15 protein-coding genes are annotated in these 16779 nt (G+C 45.3%); 8 read left to right on the plus strand and 7 right to left on the minus strand.

The window, feature by feature from the left end; translation table 11 throughout:
• Nucleotides 1-5 precede the first annotated feature (5 nt).
• Together DXX93_RS02630 and DXX93_RS02635 are read left to right on the plus strand one after the other, a co-directional pair.
• Nucleotides 6-1223, plus strand: coding sequence for a PLP-dependent decarboxylase (locus DXX93_RS02630; RefSeq protein WP_116006682.1), 1218 nt, complete (start codon nt 6-8; stop codon nt 1221-1223).
• A 3-nt stretch (nt 1224-1226) separates the two neighbouring features.
• The gene (locus DXX93_RS02635; RefSeq protein WP_116006683.1) at nt 1227-2354 is read left to right on the plus strand and encodes a succinylglutamate desuccinylase/aspartoacylase family protein; all 1128 of its coding nucleotides are present in this window, start codon (nt 1227-1229) and stop codon (nt 2352-2354) included.
• Between the two features lie 102 nt (nt 2355-2456).
• Here DXX93_RS02635 and DXX93_RS02640 read toward each other — a convergent pair whose 3' ends face one another.
• A complete protein-coding gene (locus DXX93_RS02640) occupies nt 2457-2882 on the minus strand; it encodes an MAPEG family protein (RefSeq protein WP_116006684.1) in 426 nt (141 codons plus the stop codon).
• A gap of 302 nt (nt 2883-3184) precedes the next feature.
• On the opposite strand from DXX93_RS02640, the gene DXX93_RS02645 reads away from it, so the two are divergent.
• Nucleotides 3185-3463, plus strand: coding sequence for a hypothetical protein (locus DXX93_RS02645; RefSeq protein WP_147302631.1), 279 nt, complete (start codon nt 3185-3187; stop codon nt 3461-3463).
• 84 nt (nt 3464-3547) lie between these two features.
• A complete protein-coding gene (locus tag DXX93_RS02650; RefSeq protein ID WP_116006686.1) occupies nt 3548-6028 on the plus strand; it encodes a TonB-dependent receptor in 2481 nt (826 codons plus the stop codon).
• Between the two features lie 99 nt (nt 6029-6127).
• Here DXX93_RS02650 and argR read toward each other — a convergent pair whose 3' ends face one another.
• Nucleotides 6128-6601 carry a transcriptional regulator ArgR gene (gene argR / locus DXX93_RS02655; RefSeq protein WP_116009809.1) on the minus strand — a complete coding sequence of 158 codons (474 nt, stop codon included), beginning with the start codon at nt 6599-6601 and terminating at the stop codon, nt 6128-6130.
• Between the two features lie 406 nt (nt 6602-7007).
• Here argR and mdh point away from each other — a divergent pair, with 406 nt between their 5' ends.
• Entirely contained in the window at nt 7008-7943 is a 936-nt protein-coding gene (gene mdh / locus DXX93_RS02660) for a malate dehydrogenase (RefSeq protein ID WP_116006687.1), read from the plus strand.
• A 491-nt stretch (nt 7944-8434) separates the two neighbouring features.
• Nucleotides 8435-10345 (plus strand): methyl-accepting chemotaxis protein, encoded by a 1911-nt coding sequence (locus DXX93_RS02665; protein ID WP_116006688.1) that lies wholly within the window; start codon nt 8435-8437, stop codon nt 10343-10345.
• Between the two features lie 163 nt (nt 10346-10508).
• Here DXX93_RS02665 and DXX93_RS21090 read toward each other — a convergent pair whose 3' ends face one another.
• The 3 genes from DXX93_RS21090 to DXX93_RS02680 all read right to left on the minus strand — a co-directional run bounded on the left by DXX93_RS21090 (nt 10509) and on the right by DXX93_RS02680 (nt 13197).
• The gene (locus tag DXX93_RS21090; protein ID WP_116006689.1) at nt 10509-11054 is read right to left on the minus strand and encodes a type II secretion system protein; all 546 of its coding nucleotides are present in this window, start codon (nt 11052-11054) and stop codon (nt 10509-10511) included.
• 185 nt (nt 11055-11239) lie between these two features.
• Nucleotides 11240-11887 (minus strand): response regulator, encoded by a 648-nt coding sequence (locus DXX93_RS02675; RefSeq protein WP_181902122.1) that lies wholly within the window; start codon nt 11885-11887, stop codon nt 11240-11242.
• Nucleotides 11888-12012: 125 nt separating this feature from the next.
• Nucleotides 12013-13197: a sensor histidine kinase gene (locus DXX93_RS02680; protein ID WP_147302632.1), complete on the minus strand. Its 1185-nt coding sequence runs from the start codon at nt 13195-13197 to the stop codon at nt 12013-12015.
• Nucleotides 13198-13488: 291 nt separating this feature from the next.
• Between DXX93_RS02680 and DXX93_RS02685 the strand changes: the two genes are divergently transcribed.
• The gene (locus tag DXX93_RS02685; protein WP_116006691.1) at nt 13489-14232 is read left to right on the plus strand and encodes a hypothetical protein; all 744 of its coding nucleotides are present in this window, start codon (nt 13489-13491) and stop codon (nt 14230-14232) included.
• 92 nt (nt 14233-14324) lie between these two features.
• Complete coding sequence (locus DXX93_RS02690) at nt 14325-14774, plus strand: MaoC family dehydratase (protein ID WP_116006692.1); 450 nt, start codon at nt 14325-14327, stop codon at nt 14772-14774.
• Between the two features lie 64 nt (nt 14775-14838).
• Here DXX93_RS02690 and DXX93_RS02695 read toward each other — a convergent pair whose 3' ends face one another.
• Both DXX93_RS02695 and upp read right to left on the minus strand, forming a co-directional pair.
• Entirely contained in the window at nt 14839-16065 is a 1227-nt protein-coding gene (locus DXX93_RS02695; protein WP_116006693.1) for a uracil-xanthine permease family protein, read from the minus strand.
• Nucleotides 16065-16694, minus strand: a complete 630-nt coding sequence (gene upp / locus DXX93_RS02700) for a uracil phosphoribosyltransferase (RefSeq protein ID WP_116006694.1) — start codon at nt 16692-16694, stop codon at nt 16065-16067. The genes DXX93_RS02695 and upp overlap by 1 nt, the downstream gene beginning before the upstream one ends.
• Nucleotides 16695-16779: the final 85 nt, after the last annotated feature.

Here is a 16779-nt window from a genome sequence, read left to right on the forward strand (position 1 = left end):
CCATTATGACGACATCAAAATTACTTCCAGATGATTTATCGCAAACGTTGCGCGCTCACCAAGGCGGCAGTCATGAAAATGGCTATTTTGTCTATGATATTCCCGCGTTAAAACAACACTTAGCCAAGCTTGAGCAACAGGATGTTGTCAAGCTTTGGTATGCGGTAAAAGCCAACCCCTTATCGAGTGTTATTCAAGCGGTTGCTGACAGTGGTATTCAATTTGATGTCGCCAGCAAAGGGGAATTAACGCAAGTTTTACTGCAAAATGTTGAAGCAGAAAAAATCCTTAACACAGGCCCAGCTAAATCATTCCAGCAAATTGCTTATTTCTTACAACAAGGTGTAAATACCTTTGTTGTGGAAAGTTACAATCAATTGCAATGGTTGGCGCAGGCGGCAAAAGAGCAAGGGAAACAACCTGATGCCTTGCTAAGAGTGCAGTTGCGCTGGCCAGAGGGTGAAAAGAACCCACTCGGTGGCAACAGCTTAACGCCTTTTGGTATGGGCACCGAAGAGTGGTCAGGCGTGCGTGCTAATGATTTCCCTTCTGTGAATATTTGCGGTTTACATATATTCCAATGGGGCAATATGCTCAGTAATCGTCAAATGTTCTCGCTGTGGGGGCAAATGGTCGAGCCTTTAGTTGATTTGGCTGAGCGCGTTGGCTTTGCTCTTAAAGTGCTGGATTTAGGCGGCGGCTTAGGCGTTGATTATCTCGAAACTGGGCAGGGTATTGACTGGCAACAAGCGATGGCCGACCTTGCCCAAATTAAACAACAAGCAGGCGTTGCTGAGCTTTGGTTAGAGCTTGGCCGTTATGCCGTTGCGCCATTTGGCTACTATGTTACCGATGTCGTTGATCGCAAAACTAATTTTGGCAAAGAGCAATTAGTGCTGGCGGCGGGGATCAATCATCTGCTGCGCCCTGCAATTACTGATCAGCCTTTCCCGGTGAGTTTATTGCGACAATCATCGGCGCCACTTGCTGATTTTCATTTACACGGCCCGTTGTGCACAAGTATGGACAAGTTAGGTTGTTTGCCTTTGCCTGACGATATTCAAGTGGGTGATCAACTGGTATTTAGCCTGGCGGGTGCTTACGGTTTTACCGAAAGCATGCCATTGTTCTTATGTCATGAAGTAGCCGCAGAATATGTTTATGATAATCATCAGTTAACAGAAGTACGAGCGGCTCAGCCTGCCACTTGGTACATGAGGTAAAAAATGATGGCAGTGATAGCAAACCAAGTGACAAAGACGGTTCTTCACGTAGGCGAAATGGCCAGTGGGGCTAAGTTAACCGTGCCTGTGTATCGTTTTCACGGACAAAGTGATGCACCTAGTGTCTATATTCAAGCGAATATGCACGGCGCAGAAGTACAGGGTAACGCGGTGATTTACCAACTGCTGGAGCGATTACGAGAGCTGACGATTTTGGGTGATATCACCTTAGTACCCTATGCCAATCCTGTCGGGTGCAACCACAAGAATGGTGAATACACGCTTGGCCGCTTTGATCCCATTACGGGGGTTAACTGGAATCGCATGTACCATTTTAATCCCGATATCATCATGCCGTTTGTCCAAGCACATAGCGGTGCAACTGAGCAGGAGATTAAGGCTGAGTTTAAACAGGCATTGCTCGATGATATTGACGAACAACTTGATCACAACATGTACGGTTTAACGACTGGCCAGCGCATTGCCTATCAATTACAAAAGATGGCTCATCAAGCGGATTTGGTGTTAGACCTACATACGGGGCCAATTTCCAGCAAGCATTTGTATTGCCCTGAATATGCCAGAGCAAGTGCGAGTTATTTTAACATTGAACACACGCTGTTGATCCCGAATGAATTTGATGGTGCGTTAGACGAAGCTACGTTTTGTCCGTGGTGGTCGCTCGCCCAAGCGTACGCTGAGCAAGGGCGCCCACTAGTATTAAACAAAGAAAGTTTTACCGTTGAGCTGGGCTCACAAGAGCAGATTGACTTAGATGTCGCCCTCGATGATGCCAACAGTGTGCTGACTTACCTACAATACAAAGGGGTTGTCGCTGGCGAGCAGTTTGTGCCAGAGGTGATGACACGTTATGCCTGCTTCTTAAAGGATTACAAAGCGTTTTATTCGCCCATGGGCGGCATGGTGGATTACTTGGCGGAATTTGGTGTGCCACTAGCCGCTGGTGAGCCACTTGCTCGTATTTTGCGAATGGACAATTACGGCGATGGCGATGCGCTGCATTATATTAGCTTAGATAAAGAAGTGCTCCCTATCTTACATTTTGCCTCAGCGAGCGTGAATCAAGGCACTGAGCTGTATAAGGTGTTTACGAATTTCTTTAAGTTGTAGTGGCTTTAAGCGCTAGCGGTTGAAAGTTCGACGCTACTTATTTTCACAAATGAGGGCAGAGCAAAAGCTGCCCCCCTTTCTTTTCCCGTCTTACTGGTCACGCTAGGCGAATAGCTGCCCAAACACGTTAAGTGCCATCACTATTAGTGCTGCACTTGACAGTAAATAGCAAACAAAACGCGCCATTACCGGGCCATTTAAGCAGTGGATAACAGAGTGAGGTATACGCAGTAGCACAAATGCCCATGCGCTCAGTGAAACTAGGTCACTTTCTAGGTTTGACTGCATAGCAATAAGTACTAATGCGTAGAATAGCACTGGCATTTCAAATAGGTTTTTCAAATTATTCGACGGTGCGTTAATGTTTGGTGGAATAATTTGGCTAACGCTTTCCGGTGCTTTTAAGCGATCGGCATCAATTTGATTACGGAGCAAGAAGGTCAGCCGCCTGGCATACATAAATAGCCAAACAAGTAAGGTCAAGCCGATCATTATTGCCACTGGCACATGTAATGGTGAAGTTATCATTATTGTTTTCCTTTTCTTACTTTTTCTTTTTCGAGTGTTGAATAAAAGACACCTTATTTTGTACCGAGCTGTAAAATAAATCATCAATTATATCATTAGAACGATTATTACCGAGTTGTCAGCTAGCTAGTGGCTTTGTTTCAACACTGGTTGATTGGCCCCAGTTAATTTTGTGTCAAACAAGCGAGCTATATTATTGGTTTGAATTGATTGAATTGATTTGGTGGATGTTATAACATCACACCGTTATGAAGGCTGGCTCAAACAATAATAATTCCAATTTGCACAAATATGGCGCATTAATGCTAGCTGTATGGCTGTTGGCGTTGTTTATCCATATCAGCCACATTCAAGAAGAATATGTTGAAACACTATCGCAAAGCGAGGCGCAAAGTGAACTGCAAGTTGATTGCAAGTTGTGCCAAAAATCCCACGATAAGCCACAAGATAGTGTTACCCAGACGCCGTTTTCTTACGATGTCTACACCTACAAAACACCAACACATGCAGTGCTCACTGATTTATCCAGTACACATTTCATTCCGCCATTAAGGGCGCCACCAGTGTTAACTGTTAGTTAGTTCTCTCGCCACTAGTGATGATCACAACTCGTGTGAGTCACAAATCACTGTGGCATCTAAGTATTATTCATTAAGGGTTTATTCATGCAAACAAGAAAAGCGTTGGTCGCGTTAGCGGTCGCTGCTACTTTTTCTAACAGCGCATTGGCGCAAAACGTAAGTGGTCAAATTATTGATGCAGCAGGCAAGCCTGTTGCCAATGCCGAAGTTCACGTCGAAAATTCAAAGGCGCGTGCTTTTACTAATGACCAAGGCCAATTTGTGCTTGAAGGTGTTAACAAAGGTGAAGTTGAGCTTCACGTGCGTGCAGACAACTTCAATCACTACCATCGCGAAATTCAAGTAACCGATCAAAACCTAACAGGTTTGTCGATTTCACTATCACCAACGGTAATGGAAATTATCGACATCCAAGCAACGCCATTGCACTCATCATCGATAGAGTCTGCGCTACCGATTAGTGTACTTGCGGGTGATGATTTACGTATGAAGCAAGCGTCAACGCTTGGTGAAACGCTTAAAAATGAAGTGGGTGTCCATTCAAGCTACTACGGCCCAGTGGCGAGTAGTCCAATTATTCGCGGTTTTGATGGCCCGCGCGTATTAATCACGCAAAACGGCCTTGATGTCGGCGATGCATCACGTGTTGGTGCTGACCACGTAGTTGCGACAGAAGCCGCGACAGCAACCCAGATTGAAGTACTACGCGGCCCAGCTACTTTGTTCTACGGCAGTGGCGCCGTTGGTGGTGTGGTTAACGTGGTTGACGAGCGTGTCCCAACGAGCACAGACACTAAAGTTGAGTACTTATTACAGCACGGTACGGTAGCAGATGAAGATGAAGCGTCATTTAGCTTAAATACGGGTAGTGACAATATAGCGTTCCACCTTGATGGCTTCTGGCGTGATGCGAACGACTACGATATTCCCGGCTTTGCCGAAAATGAAGCGGCTCACGGTGAAGAAGAACACGAAGAAGAGCACGAGGGCGAAGAGCATGAGGAAGCAATAGAAGGTACACTTGCTAGCAGTGCCTCAGAATCTTCAGGTTTTACTATCGGCGCGAGCTATTTATTAGACAATGGTTTTATTGGCTTTTCATATGGCCGTTTAGATAGAGAATACGGTATTCCAGGCCACGGTCATGGCCATGGCGAGGAAGAAGAGCACGAAGATGAAGAGCACGAGGAAGAAGAGGAAGAGAATGTCTTTGCTGACTTAGAGCAAGACCGCTTCCAAGTGTTGAGCGACCTTTATTTTAAAGACCAATTTATTTCGCGCCTTGCGTCAAAATTTGCGTACACAGATTACCAGCACCAAGAAATAGAAGGTGGTGAAATTGGCACTACGTTTAAAAATGAGAGCATTGAAGCGCGCGCAGATGTTTACCATCAAGAAATCAATGGCTGGAATGGTGCCTTTACCTTGCATTATAAAGACAGTGACTTTGAAGCGATTGGTGAAGAAGCTTTCACGCCGCCGTCTGAATCAAGCACACTAGCTTTTGCTTGGCTAGAAGAAAAGCACTACGGTGATTGGTTAGTGCAGCTAGGCGCTCGTATTGAGCACGTCGAGTTAACGCCAAACGGCGAAGCGATTGAGCATCACGACGAAGAACACGAAGAGGAAGAAGCGCACGAAGAAGAACACGGTATGCTTGAAGAGCAATCGTTCACGCCAGTGAGTGCTTCTGTTGGTTTAGTGTGGGATTACCAACCGGGCTACAACTTAGGCTTCTCGGTATCTTACTCTGAGCGCGCGCCTTCGGCACAAGAATTATTCTCGAATGGCCCTCACATTGGTACTAACACGTTTGAAGTAGGTGCTTTGTACGATGTGGTTGAGCACGATGACCATGTTGATATCGAATTGGGTAACCAAGACGTTGATATTGAAAAATCGTTCAACATAGACCTAACATGGCGTAAGTTTGAAGGCGATTTCGGCTTTATCGTCAGTGCTTTCTATAACCAAATTGATGATTACTACTACCAGCAAGACACAGGCTTCTTTATGGAAGACGGTCACGAGCATGGCGAAGAGGAGCATGAAGAAGAAGGTCATGAGGAAGAGCATCACGACGAAGCTAACGAGCACCATGGCGAAGAAGAGGGCTTACCCGTATTTGTTTATCGCCAAGACGATGTCGACTTATACGGTGTTGAAGCTGAGTTTGTTTACCAAGTAAGTGCGCCATTAAAAGTGTCAGTATTTACTGATTATATCCGCGCTGAATTATCAGACGGTGGTAACTTACCGCGCATTCCACCCATGCGTATCGGTAGCCAATTTAATTACCAAGGTGACAACTTAGCGGCTGAACTTGCGGTAACTCATTACTTCAAGCAAGACGACATTGCTGAGTTCGAAACTGAAACCGATAGCTACACTATGGTTGATGCGCACATCAATTACTACCTTGATGGCTTTGGCGCTGATACTGCATTATTTATCAAAGGCAGTAACTTAACGGATGAAGAAGCACGCGTGCACTCATCATTCTTAAAAGATGATGCGCCACTACCGGGTCGCAATATTACCGTCGGTATTCGCGGTAGCTTCTAGTAGTTTAGCAAGCAATTGAAAGTAAAAAGCCCTGAATATTCAGGGCTTTTTGTTTGCTAGCCTCTTTTGTACAGGCAGTTAATTTAGGAGGTAGGGCAACTAACCTAAATTCTTCTGAAAAAGGTCTTCTAATTTAACAATAGTTTCTGGAATTTGTTGTACATTGGTCGGGGCAATAAAAATGGTGTCATCGCCGGCAATTGTACCCAATACGCCGTCACTTTTACTGACGCTGTCGAGCAAACGAGCGATAAGCTGAGCCGCGCCAGGACTCGTGCGAATAATGATCATGACATCATTGTGTTCAATATCTAATACCAATTGCTTGAGCGGGCTTTTGGCGGTCGGTACACCAAGCTCAGCGGGCAAACAATACACCATTTCCTGGCGGGCATTGCGGGTACGTACCGCACCAAACTTGCTAAGCATGCGTGATACTTTTGATTGGCTAATGTTGTCGAACCCTTGTGCTTTAAGGGCATCAACTATTTCACCTTGCGAGCCAAACTGCTCTTGTTTGAGTAAATCTTTAAAGGCTTGAACTAAAGCTTCTTGTTTTTGCTGTGCTGTCATCATACTGCCGTACTACCTGTTGCGTTAACGCTGCGCTTTTTGCGATTAAGCATAGCGCATTAGGTGCATCCATTCGTTGAAAGAGCCGAGTTGTTGGCTAATTTCATTCATTTGTTTTTCTACTATGCTCTACTATACCAAGTAATGGCTAACATAGGGTAGCACTGAGCACTTTGCCTGATGATAAATGATGTTACTTGGTGATTTATTGTTAGGTCACGGCCTAGCCACAGCCCAAAGATAATTAACATTCAGGGAAATTATCAAGGTAACTGTAAAGGAAAATTGCAGCTTACCGTGTAATCGCCAAGTCTGCTGCTGATTCTCTAATTGTTTTTTGTGCATTAATGCTATATCGTTTGGGCGACAAAAATTAAGTAAATACTCAAATCGGGAGAGCATTCCAATGAAAGTTGCTGTATTAGGCGCAGCTGGTGGTATCGGCCAAGCGTTATCTTTACTTCTAAAAACTCAATTACCAGCAGGTTCTGACCTAGCGCTATACGATGTTGCGCCAGTAGTGCCTGGTGTTGCTGTGGATTTAAGCCACATCCCAACAGCGGTAAATGTTAAAGGTTACGGTGCTGACGATTTAGCACCAGCACTAGACGGTGCTGACATTGTAATTATTCCAGCGGGTATGCCACGTAAGCCAGGTATGGACCGTGCAGATTTATTCAATGTTAATGCTGGTATCGTAAAAACATTGGCAGAAGGCATTGTTGCCAACTGTCCTAAAGCATTAGTGGGTGTGATCACTAACCCAGTCAATGGTACTGTGCCAATTGTTGCTGAAGTATTCAAAAAAGCAGGCACTTACGAAGCAAACCGCGTATTCGGTGTAACAACACTTGACGTGATTCGCTCTGAAGCGTTCATCGCAGAATTAAAAGGCGTTGACGTTGCTAGCGTGAAAGTACCAGTCATCGGTGGTCACTCAGGTACAACGATTCTGCCATTACTTTCTCAAGTAGAAGGTGTTGAATTCTCAGAAGAAGAAGTTGCTGCCTTAACACCTCGTATTCAAAACGCAGGTACTGAAGTGGTCAATGCAAAAGCTGGTGGTGGCTCTGCAACACTTTCTATGGGCGCAGCGGCAGCACGCTTCACTATGTCGTTAATCAAAGGCTTACAAGGTGAAGAAGTGGTTGATTACGCTTACGTTGCTGTTGAAGATGGCGACGCAGCCTACTTCGCACACCCAGTTCGCTTAGGCAAAAACGGTGTTGAAGAAGTATTAGCGTACGGTGAGTTAAGTGATTTCGAGCAAAAAGCAAAAGCAGATATGCTAGCGACGCTTAACAAAGATATCCAAGAAGGTATCGACTTTATCAACGGCTAATCGCTGTCTGATCATTGATTATTTGAAAAGGTATGCCTTGCTTAGGCATACCTTTTTTTATGCAAGATAGCCTCTCTCTAAGCCTTCTTCAGCTCTCTTCACTTATCTGAAAATCGCACAAATATCTATCAATCCCCACTACTGTTGAGCAATTGCTCAAACAGTTCATCATGACGCCGAATTAATTGATTATTCGGTCAGTTTAGCCATATTGTATCGCTCCTTTTGCGCCTAAAGTATCAACTAAGTTGAACAAGATTGGTGGAATTTAGTGCGCATTAGCAATCTGAATATCGCCAACTGTGAAGGCCATGCCAATGGTTATACAAGGAGAAATAAATAAACGTGCGATAAAAACGCTGCCAACCTCAAGCAGGTAATTACAACGATTAGAGATAAGGCAAGCACAGGAAGAGTAATCACTGACATGGATTAGTATTGACGGAAATAAAAGTTTTGCGTTAGCAAAAAATAAAAACAGAGAGTTTATTTTGAAGAAGCAGTTTAATTTCAAAACCCGCATTGTGATGGTAGCAATTAGCTTACTGGCCGTCTCAATGATCATCTTGGCAACCTCCGCTTACCAGCACTTATCAACCTTAGTGAAAAGCAATGTAGACGAATATGCCACGCTACAAATGTCGAGTAATGGTGCGAAAGTCCACAACTATATGTCGCGCATTAGACATGGGGTTGAACAGTCGGCTGATTTATTTGTTAGTCCAGCGAGCAAGGCACAAATTTATAGCTATTTAGGCAGCTTAGGGCGACAGATTTCCGCATCAGACGTGATTGTTGGGTATGAAGACGGTCTCGGTTATAGCCACAAGCATGGCGAATTTAATGCGAATAAATCAGACCCGCGCACGCGCCCTTGGTATCAACAAGCAAAGGCAAAGGCGACAACGGTTGTCACTAAAATGTACCAAGACAAGTCGACCAATAAACTCATGGTTACATTGGCCACGCCTTTATACCAAAGCGGCCAGTTTAAAGGGGTAGTGGCAGCAGATATTGCCATTCAAGCACTTGACCCATTGGTTGAGCGCGCTACTTTTCCGGGGGCAATGGCCGCCCTTTATGACGATACGGGCTTAACGATCTCATCAACTGGCGAAGTCGATGTACCAGGCGAGTCGCGGTTGTCTGACTTTGAGCCTTTGGCTGAACTAGAGCAAATCATGCTGGCAAAGCAGCAAAATAAGTTTGAATTCGAGCTGCTGGGCGTAGACAAAATCGCTTATTTTGAAACGGTTAATATAACCGACAATACGACCTGGTTTATGTTAGTTGCTATTGATAAGTCGGTGATGTACAGCGCGCTAGGTGACTCGCTGGTATCATCAGCCATTACCACAGTCGTATTAATTATGCTGTCGACTATAGCGATTTACGTGCTCTTGTCGATTGCCTATCGCCCAGTTGAAGCGCTCAAGAAAACCGTTAATGAGTTATCCAGCGGTAATGGCGATTTAACTCAGCGTTTAGTCGTTGAACGCGAAGATGATTTAGGTGAGATTTCACGTGATATCAACACCTTTATCGAAAATTTACAGGCGATGATGCGCGATATTGCCGAGTCGAGCCAGCATATTGCCACCAGTGTTGATGACTTGCAGGCACTGCGTCAAAACAACAATGAGATCTTGGAAGCACACCGCCTAGAAACTAGCCAAGTGGCGACTGCGCTTAATGAAATGAGTGCCAGTTCAAACGATGTGGCGCATAACACTGAGCATGCCGTAACCTCGACAACGAGCACCAATGAGCATGCCACTCATTCTAAAGAGGTTGTTTTTGGGGCGACACAAAATGTTAGTGATTTAGTGCTTAAAGTTGATGAGTCAGCCACGCAAATTCATCAAATGGGGCAAGAAATTGACAACATTTCTGCCGTATTGAAAGTGATTGGCGATATCGCTGAACAAACCAACTTACTCGCGCTTAATGCTGCGATTGAAGCCGCACGTGCCGGTGAACAGGGCCGTGGCTTTGCGGTCGTTGCTGATGAAGTGAGAGCGTTAGCCTCTAGAACACAAGATAGCACAACTGAAATTCACAATACGATCAATCGCTTAAATGCGAGTTCACAAAGCGTGATCAGCGGTATTGAATCAACCAAGACAAGTTGTGAAGAAGCTTCACAGCAAACACATCTAGTGGTTGAAAGCTTAGATCAAATTGTTAACTCAGTGGGGGATATTAACGATTTGAATATCCAAATCGCGGCGGCCGCTAAACAGCAATCGTCTGTGTCTGAGGAAATTAATCGCAATATGGTCACCATCAGTGAAATGGTTGATCAAGTGGCAGCGAGTAGCGACGAAGTTAACGGGGCGACGACCATTCTGGCCAGTGCGAATAGCAACTTAACTCGGGTAGTGAGTCAGTTTAAGCTATAGCCAGGCTTGGTTAGTATCGTTTAATGAATAAAAAACCGACCCGCTTATCTGCTTTTTGGCAGGGCGATGGTCGGTTTTTTTATACTTGTTGCAAATGCTGTTTCCAGCTCTGATGTTTTACGGCGCTACTTAGTCATAGCGCTATTTAAGCCGTTTTCAGTCTCTAGCAGCCTGTGGTGACCGTGAGGATTTCTGGCTCTGCTGCAACTGTTACCGTGCTTTTGTAACTAACGTAACAATTCGTGGCAACAATCTCGGCAACAGACGGCGCATCGTTAGGCGGCGTATTGGTTAAGTATAAGCCTCGCGTTAATTGGCCAGCAGCATTGGTATCGGTAAATTGCGTATTGAAGACAAAATCATCACTAATGTTCATTGCTTCTAATATTTCTGGCACATTGTCGCTATCGCTAAACGAGATGCCAATTGGGTAACCTTGGTCAAAGAAAATACCTTCAAATACAAAGCCATTCTCTAAACCGCCATTGTCTGACTCGATAATCGCCTTGCTGTAATACAAATCAGCGGTAGAGGCCAAGTTGCCACTTAACGCTTCAATTGCGGCGGCATTGGCATCAGATGTTAAGTTAATAAATCGTGGCGCTGCCACGGCAGATAAAATACCCAAAATAACGATAACAACGACCAGTTCAATTAATGTGAAACCTTTCGCGTTGTTACGCGGTGAGCTTAGGTGAGTTGTAACCATATGTCTTCTCCTAGTACGACAATTCCTTGTTGTGTATGGCAAAATCACAGCGCTTCATGCGCTAATACAACAATTGGGGGCTAATAGTACGGTGTTCCAAAGTTGTATATCAACATCCTAGTTTAAAAAAACTTCATCGCTCAATTAATTTTGCTCATGTTGAACATAAGCCAGATTACCTTGGGTCACCCTAATATGCCTTTTTCAATGGCCAATAGCACCGCGCGCGTGCGGTCTCTAACGCCCAATTTAGCAAGCAAGTTTGAGACGTGATTTTTGATCGTGCCTTCCGACTTAAACAGTGCACTTGATATTTCTTTGTTGGAGTAACCACTTGCCATTAAGCGCAAGACTTCAATTTCCTTTGGGGTTAGCGCTTCAACTTCTGCTGGGGCTGCAAAGTCACTTTGCACCTTGCTTACGCCTTGCAGTAAACGCTCAGTCAATGCTGGTTGCACCATAGTTTCACCCCGATAGACGGTTTCTATGGCGTTAATTAATGAATCTAATGACACGTCTTTGAGCAAATAGCCTTTGGCACCGGCTTGTATACCTTTGAGCACTAACTCCGAGTCGTCAAAGGTGGTGAGAATAATCACGGGGGTTGTCATGTGATGAGCTGATAACTGTTGCAGTGCCTCAATACCGTTCATTTTAGGCATTGAGATATCGAGTAAAACAACATCAGGGCGATGTGCAGTCATTTGCGGTAATACTTGTGTGCCATCACACGCTTCGGCAACAACACGCACTTTATCTGACAGTGCGAGCAGGCTTTTTATACCTTCTCTCACTAAAGTCTGATCGTCGACAAGTAAAAGTTTGATTGCCACTTAGTTATGCTCCGTTTAAAAGTTAGTGATTAAAGGTTAAAAGTTAAGGCTGATGCTCAGTAGGTGAGTCGTAGCGACTGGCGATTAATTCGTCACGCTATCTATCCACTATCCACTATCCATAGCTAAGGCGATACCAACGAATCCGGCAATACAGCAGAGATGATTAGCGCGCCTTCTGCTTGACTGAACGAGGCTGTGCCGCCTACGAGAGCTGCGCGCTCTTTGATCCCTGTTAGGCCATTGCCAAGAGTAAGCGTGCCGCTTACCGTACCATTGTCGGTTATCGTTAGCTCGATAGTATCAGCCCCCTGAGTCACCGATAACCAAAAGTCGGTAGCGTTAGTGTGACGCAGCGTGTTTGTGAGCGCTTCTTGGCAAATGCGCACTATCGTAGTGGCCAGCTCAATATGCTCTAGCTTGAGGTCTGAGGCGATATCGAGATGCACGCTTAGCGTGGGAACATTACTCACTAAGGCATCGAGCGCGGCATTGAGGTCGATAGCTTGATGGCTTTTTATTGTGCTCACGGCATCGCGCACATCGCTCAATAATAATTTGGCGAGCGCGTAGCTGTGATCAACTTTTGCTTTCGCCTCAGCATTGCCCGCCTGCTCACATAGATGCGAAGAAACCTGTAAATTAATGGTTAGCGCGGTTAAGTGGTGGCCGAGCAGGTCGTGCAGTTCTCTCGCTATTCGGGTGCGTTCGTGTTGCTGGGTAGATTGCGTGAGTAGCTGCTGTGTCGCCAATAATTGGCGATTGAGTTCGTTGGCTTGCTCACTCGCGCTTTGTGCTTTTTTGGTTTGTTGGCTTGTCAGTAAGCTAAAAATATGGAAGGTGAAATAAAGCGCACCCGTAAACATGACGTAGTCTTTTTGCCAGCGCCAGCCATACAAGCTAAACCAAACCGTTACTAAGGCTATAACCACTAACAGCGCGGTGCTAAAGCGACAGAAATTAATCAGCATACCCGCCCAAATAATGGTAAGTATGGGGATAAAATCCAGTGGTAACATCAACATAATGGCAAATGCACTGGCTAATTGTATGACCAGAAAAGCGCGTTGCGTATTGGCTGAACATCGCCAATAGCCAGTTTTGGTCGCTCCAAAAAAGGCGACAAGGTATAACAGGAAACAAGCGAGGATAAAGGGGGTATTGGCTTTAACGCTACTGGCTTGCGTGGGCAGTGCGGATAGAGCAATGGCAAACACTAGCCCCCAAGTCAGCACAGCTAACACATCAAGGCGCTCGCACTGCCGGCTAATGCTCACTGCGGCTTTCCATATTGTTTTTATGTTCGACACAAGTTTCCCGTAATTTCTCAAAACCAAAGCGCTGACAGTAAGGCGGCTAAAAAAGAAAATTTCAAACTCATCGTCAGCTTTTAATTATGCTCACAGAGTGAGTTAATGCGCTCGTTACTGAGCCTAGTGGTCACTACTAAGTGATTGCCTTGGCAACAGATTTATCGATTATGACAAATGAAGGTTAAAAAGCCTATAGGCCAAAAGTCACGGTTTCAATTGGTGACTTTTGGCACTGAGCATTGCGGAAAAGGCGCCATAAAATGTGCTCAACACTAAAGGAGCACACCTATGTATTATTCAATTTATTCCGTTTTATTATTTATACACGTAGCGATAGGCACCGTATCGCTCATTACTTTTTGGCTGCCTGTGATAAGTCAAAAAGGTGGCAAACTACACAAGAAATCAGGTAAATGGTTTGAATATGGCATGCTAGCCGTCGCCGTAACAGGTATTGCCATTACCGTTATGACACTTGCAGATCCAATCGCTATCAAAGATCCACAAGCCAAGCTAAGCGGGGAAGAAGTCACTAAACTAATTTGGTGGACTGAAATGTTTGCGTGGTTTTTACTGATGCTGTCGCTGTTAGTCTGGAACAGTACTCGTCACTCAATATTGGTACTTAAATGCCGTGACAACCGCCAAATCTTGCGCCAATGGCCACACTTATTGCCCATTATTGCGATGGCATTAATTTCCCCCTATGTTGGCTACTTGGGTACCAAATACAATTTTGTTTTGCTGCAAGTCTTCAGTGTGCTTTGCCTAGCGAATGTTTATCAACTGCTTCGCTATACATTTAAACCGAACCTTCAGCCTAGAGAGTGGCTAATTCAGCACTTGCGACACATTATTGGTGCCGGAATAGGTGCTTACACAGCGTTCTTTGCCTTCGGTGGCCGCCAGTTATTGGCATCTGTGGTGAGCGGGCAATGGCAAATCGTGTTTTGGGTCTTACCAGGAGTGATTGGCGGCATTCTCACGCACAAGTTAGTCAAGAAGTACCGCAAGCAATACCGTGTTGCATAACTCGCTAGCGTAAGCTGTTTTATATAAAACCTGTGGCTTGGCGGTAAAATGTTTGTTAGATATGACAAGTAAACGAATCAAAAGGAAGTGAGATGACCTTGAAATATCTAGAAGACTTTGTGGTTGGCCAGAAAATTATCACCGCCAGCCACAAAGTCACTGCTCGGCAAATTATAGCGTTTGCTCAGGTGTACGACCCTCAACCTTTTCATACTGATGAACAACAAGCACAGCACAGTTTTTTTAAAGGCTTGGTGGCAAGTGGCTGGCATACCGCTTCATTAACCATGAAGTTGATTGTCGCCAGCGAAGCAAAACCCGCAGACGGTTTGATTGGCGCTAGCATAGATAAGCTGCGGTTTTATCAGCCAGTTAGGCCAAACGATACTATACATGCCAGTGTTGAAGTATTAGCGACGCAAGTGTCTCGGTCTAAACCCGCGCAAGGGGTGGTGACTATTGCGGTATCGGCGTTTAATCAACGAGAGGAACAGGTTTGTCGTTATATTTCTGCCATTGTCGTACCAACGGGCAGGGTGTGAAGAATTAAAAAATCCACCGAATGGGTGGATTTTTTACATTGACAACAACCGCTAATTTAGCGGGTTATTTTTCACTAGGTAGCTGGTCATTGGGCAGCACTAAGTTCAACACAATCGCAGAAATTGCGGCTAAGGCAATCCCTTGCAGTTGAAAGAGACCTAGATCAAACTGCATACCGCCTAAGCCAAAGACGAGCGCAACGGCAACAATTGCCATATTTTTGCTCTTGCCTAAATCGACTTGTGCAGTGATCAGGGTTTTTAAACCAACCACGGCAATCGCACCAAACAGCAATACCATAATACCGCCCATTACAGGCACCGGAATGGTCGCGAGTAGGGCACCAGTTTTACCCAGAAATGACAAGGCAATGGCGAAAATAGCCGCCCAAGTCATGATCACCGGATTAAACGATTTCGTCAGGGCGACAGCACCTGTTACCTCAGAATAGGTGGTATTGGGTGGGCCGCCAAACATGGCGGCCGCGGATGTCGCCAAACCATCACCCATGAGGGTGCGTTTCAAGCCGGGCTTTTCCAAGTAATCTTTACCCGCCACGTTTGCTATTGCGGTAATGTCGCCTATGTGCTCCACTGCTGGCGCAATGGCGATTGGTAAAATAAACAAGATCGCTTCCCAGTGAAATTCTGGGGCGGTGAAGTTAGGCAGTGCAAACCACGCGGCATTGCTAACTGCACTAAAATCGACGATGCCAAAATATAGTGCTAACACATAGCCAACGGTTAACCCAGCCAATATTGGCACCAACTTGAACAAGCCTTTACCCAAGAGCGAAACCAGCACAGTGACAGCCAACGCCGTTAACGAGATAGTGAGTGCGGTACTTGTTTCAACGAGTTGTGCAGCGCCATCGCCAGTTTTGCCCAACGCCATATTAACGCCGACAGGGGCGAGATTTAGGCCGATAACAATGATCACTGGCGCGACAACAACCGCAGGTAAAATGCGATGAATAATTTGGTTGCCTTGCCAAGCAACTAAAAGCCCTAACGCCATGTAAAGCAAACCAGCGGCTGCTAGCCCTGACATGGTGGCAGCAATGCCCCACGTGGCGACGCCATAGCTGATTGGCGCGATAAAGGCGAAAGAAGAAGCGAGGAAAATTGGTACTTGGCGTTTAGTGACAAGCTGAAACAGCAGTGTGCCAATACCCGCAGTAAATAGTGCAACATTGGCGTCTAGCCCGGTTAAAATCGGCACTAAAACAAGTGCGCCAAAGGCGACAAATAACATTTGTAGCCCGAGCAGTGGCGTTTTCAATCCCTGCATTATTTAGTACCGAAAATTTTGTCGCCAGCGTCGCCTAGGCCAGGAATAATGTAGCCTTTGTCATTTAAGTGATCATCAACCGACGCAACATAGATATCGACATCAGGATGCGCAGCTTCAAGCTTTTCAATTCCCTCGGGTGAAGCCACTAAAAACAAGCCCATAATGTCTTTACAGCCTTTCTTTTTCAGCAAATCAATAGTGGCGATCAAAGTGCCGCCCGTTGCTAACATGGGGTCAACAATCAGCGCGGTACGCTCGCTAATATCGGCAACTACTTTATCGAAATAAGGCACGGCTTCAAGGGTTTCTTCATCGCGGTACAAGCCCACGACACTGACTTTTGCGCTAGGCAATAATGACATTACCCCGTCTAACATACCGAGCCCTGCGCGTAAAATTGGCACTAGAGTAATTTTTTTGCCTTTAATATGCTCAACTTCAATTGGCGTACCTTGCCAGCCGTCGATACTTTTCTTCTCTGTTGGCAACTGTCTGGTTGCTTCATACGTCAGCAAAGTACCAATTTCAGAGCAAAATTCGCGGAAGCTTTTGGTGCTAATGCCGTTGGCGCGCATTAAACCTAATTTGTGTTGAACGAGTGGGTGGGTTATTTCATGAACAGCCATGGTTATCCTTAATCGTGAATTTGTAACAATTATAACAATTTATCGGTCTTCTTTGTCAGTAATAAAACGTAATGAAGTGACCTTG

It is taken from the genome of Thalassotalea euphylliae (genome assembly GCF_003390335.1).
GTDB classification, from domain to species: domain Bacteria; phylum Pseudomonadota; class Gammaproteobacteria; order Enterobacterales; family Alteromonadaceae; genus Thalassotalea_F; species Thalassotalea_F euphylliae_B.

Bases quoted from the DNA above. Each gene is read 5' to 3' on its own strand.
- DXX93_RS02640 (WP_116006684.1), bottom strand. From the start codon at position 2,882: ATGATAACTTCACCATTACATGTGCCAGTGGCAATAATGATCGGCTTG.
- DXX93_RS02645 (WP_147302631.1), top strand. From the start codon at position 3,185: ATGCTAGCTGTATGGCTGTTGGCGTTGTTTATCCATATCAGCCACATT.
- DXX93_RS02695 (WP_116006693.1), bottom strand. From the start codon at position 16,065: ATGCAGGGATTGAAAACGCCACTGCTCGGGCTACAAATGTTATTTGTC.
- mdh (WP_116006687.1), top strand. From the start codon at position 7,008: ATGAAAGTTGCTGTATTAGGCGCAGCTGGTGGTATCGGCCAAGCGTTA.
- DXX93_RS02690 (WP_116006692.1), top strand. From the start codon at position 14,325: ATGACCTTGAAATATCTAGAAGACTTTGTGGTTGGCCAGAAAATTATC.
- argR (WP_116009809.1), bottom strand. From the start codon at position 6,601: ATGACAGCACAGCAAAAACAAGAAGCTTTAGTTCAAGCCTTTAAAGAT.
- DXX93_RS02635 (WP_116006683.1), top strand. From the start codon at position 1,227: ATGATGGCAGTGATAGCAAACCAAGTGACAAAGACGGTTCTTCACGTA.
- DXX93_RS02650 (WP_116006686.1), top strand. From the start codon at position 3,548: ATGCAAACAAGAAAAGCGTTGGTCGCGTTAGCGGTCGCTGCTACTTTT.
- DXX93_RS02685 (WP_116006691.1), top strand. From the start codon at position 13,489: ATGTATTATTCAATTTATTCCGTTTTATTATTTATACACGTAGCGATA.
- DXX93_RS02630 (WP_116006682.1), top strand. From the start codon at position 6: ATGACGACATCAAAATTACTTCCAGATGATTTATCGCAAACGTTGCGC.
- upp (WP_116006694.1), bottom strand. From the start codon at position 16,694: ATGGCTGTTCATGAAATAACCCACCCACTCGTTCAACACAAATTAGGT.
- DXX93_RS21090 (WP_116006689.1), bottom strand. From the start codon at position 11,054: ATGGTTACAACTCACCTAAGCTCACCGCGTAACAACGCGAAAGGTTTC.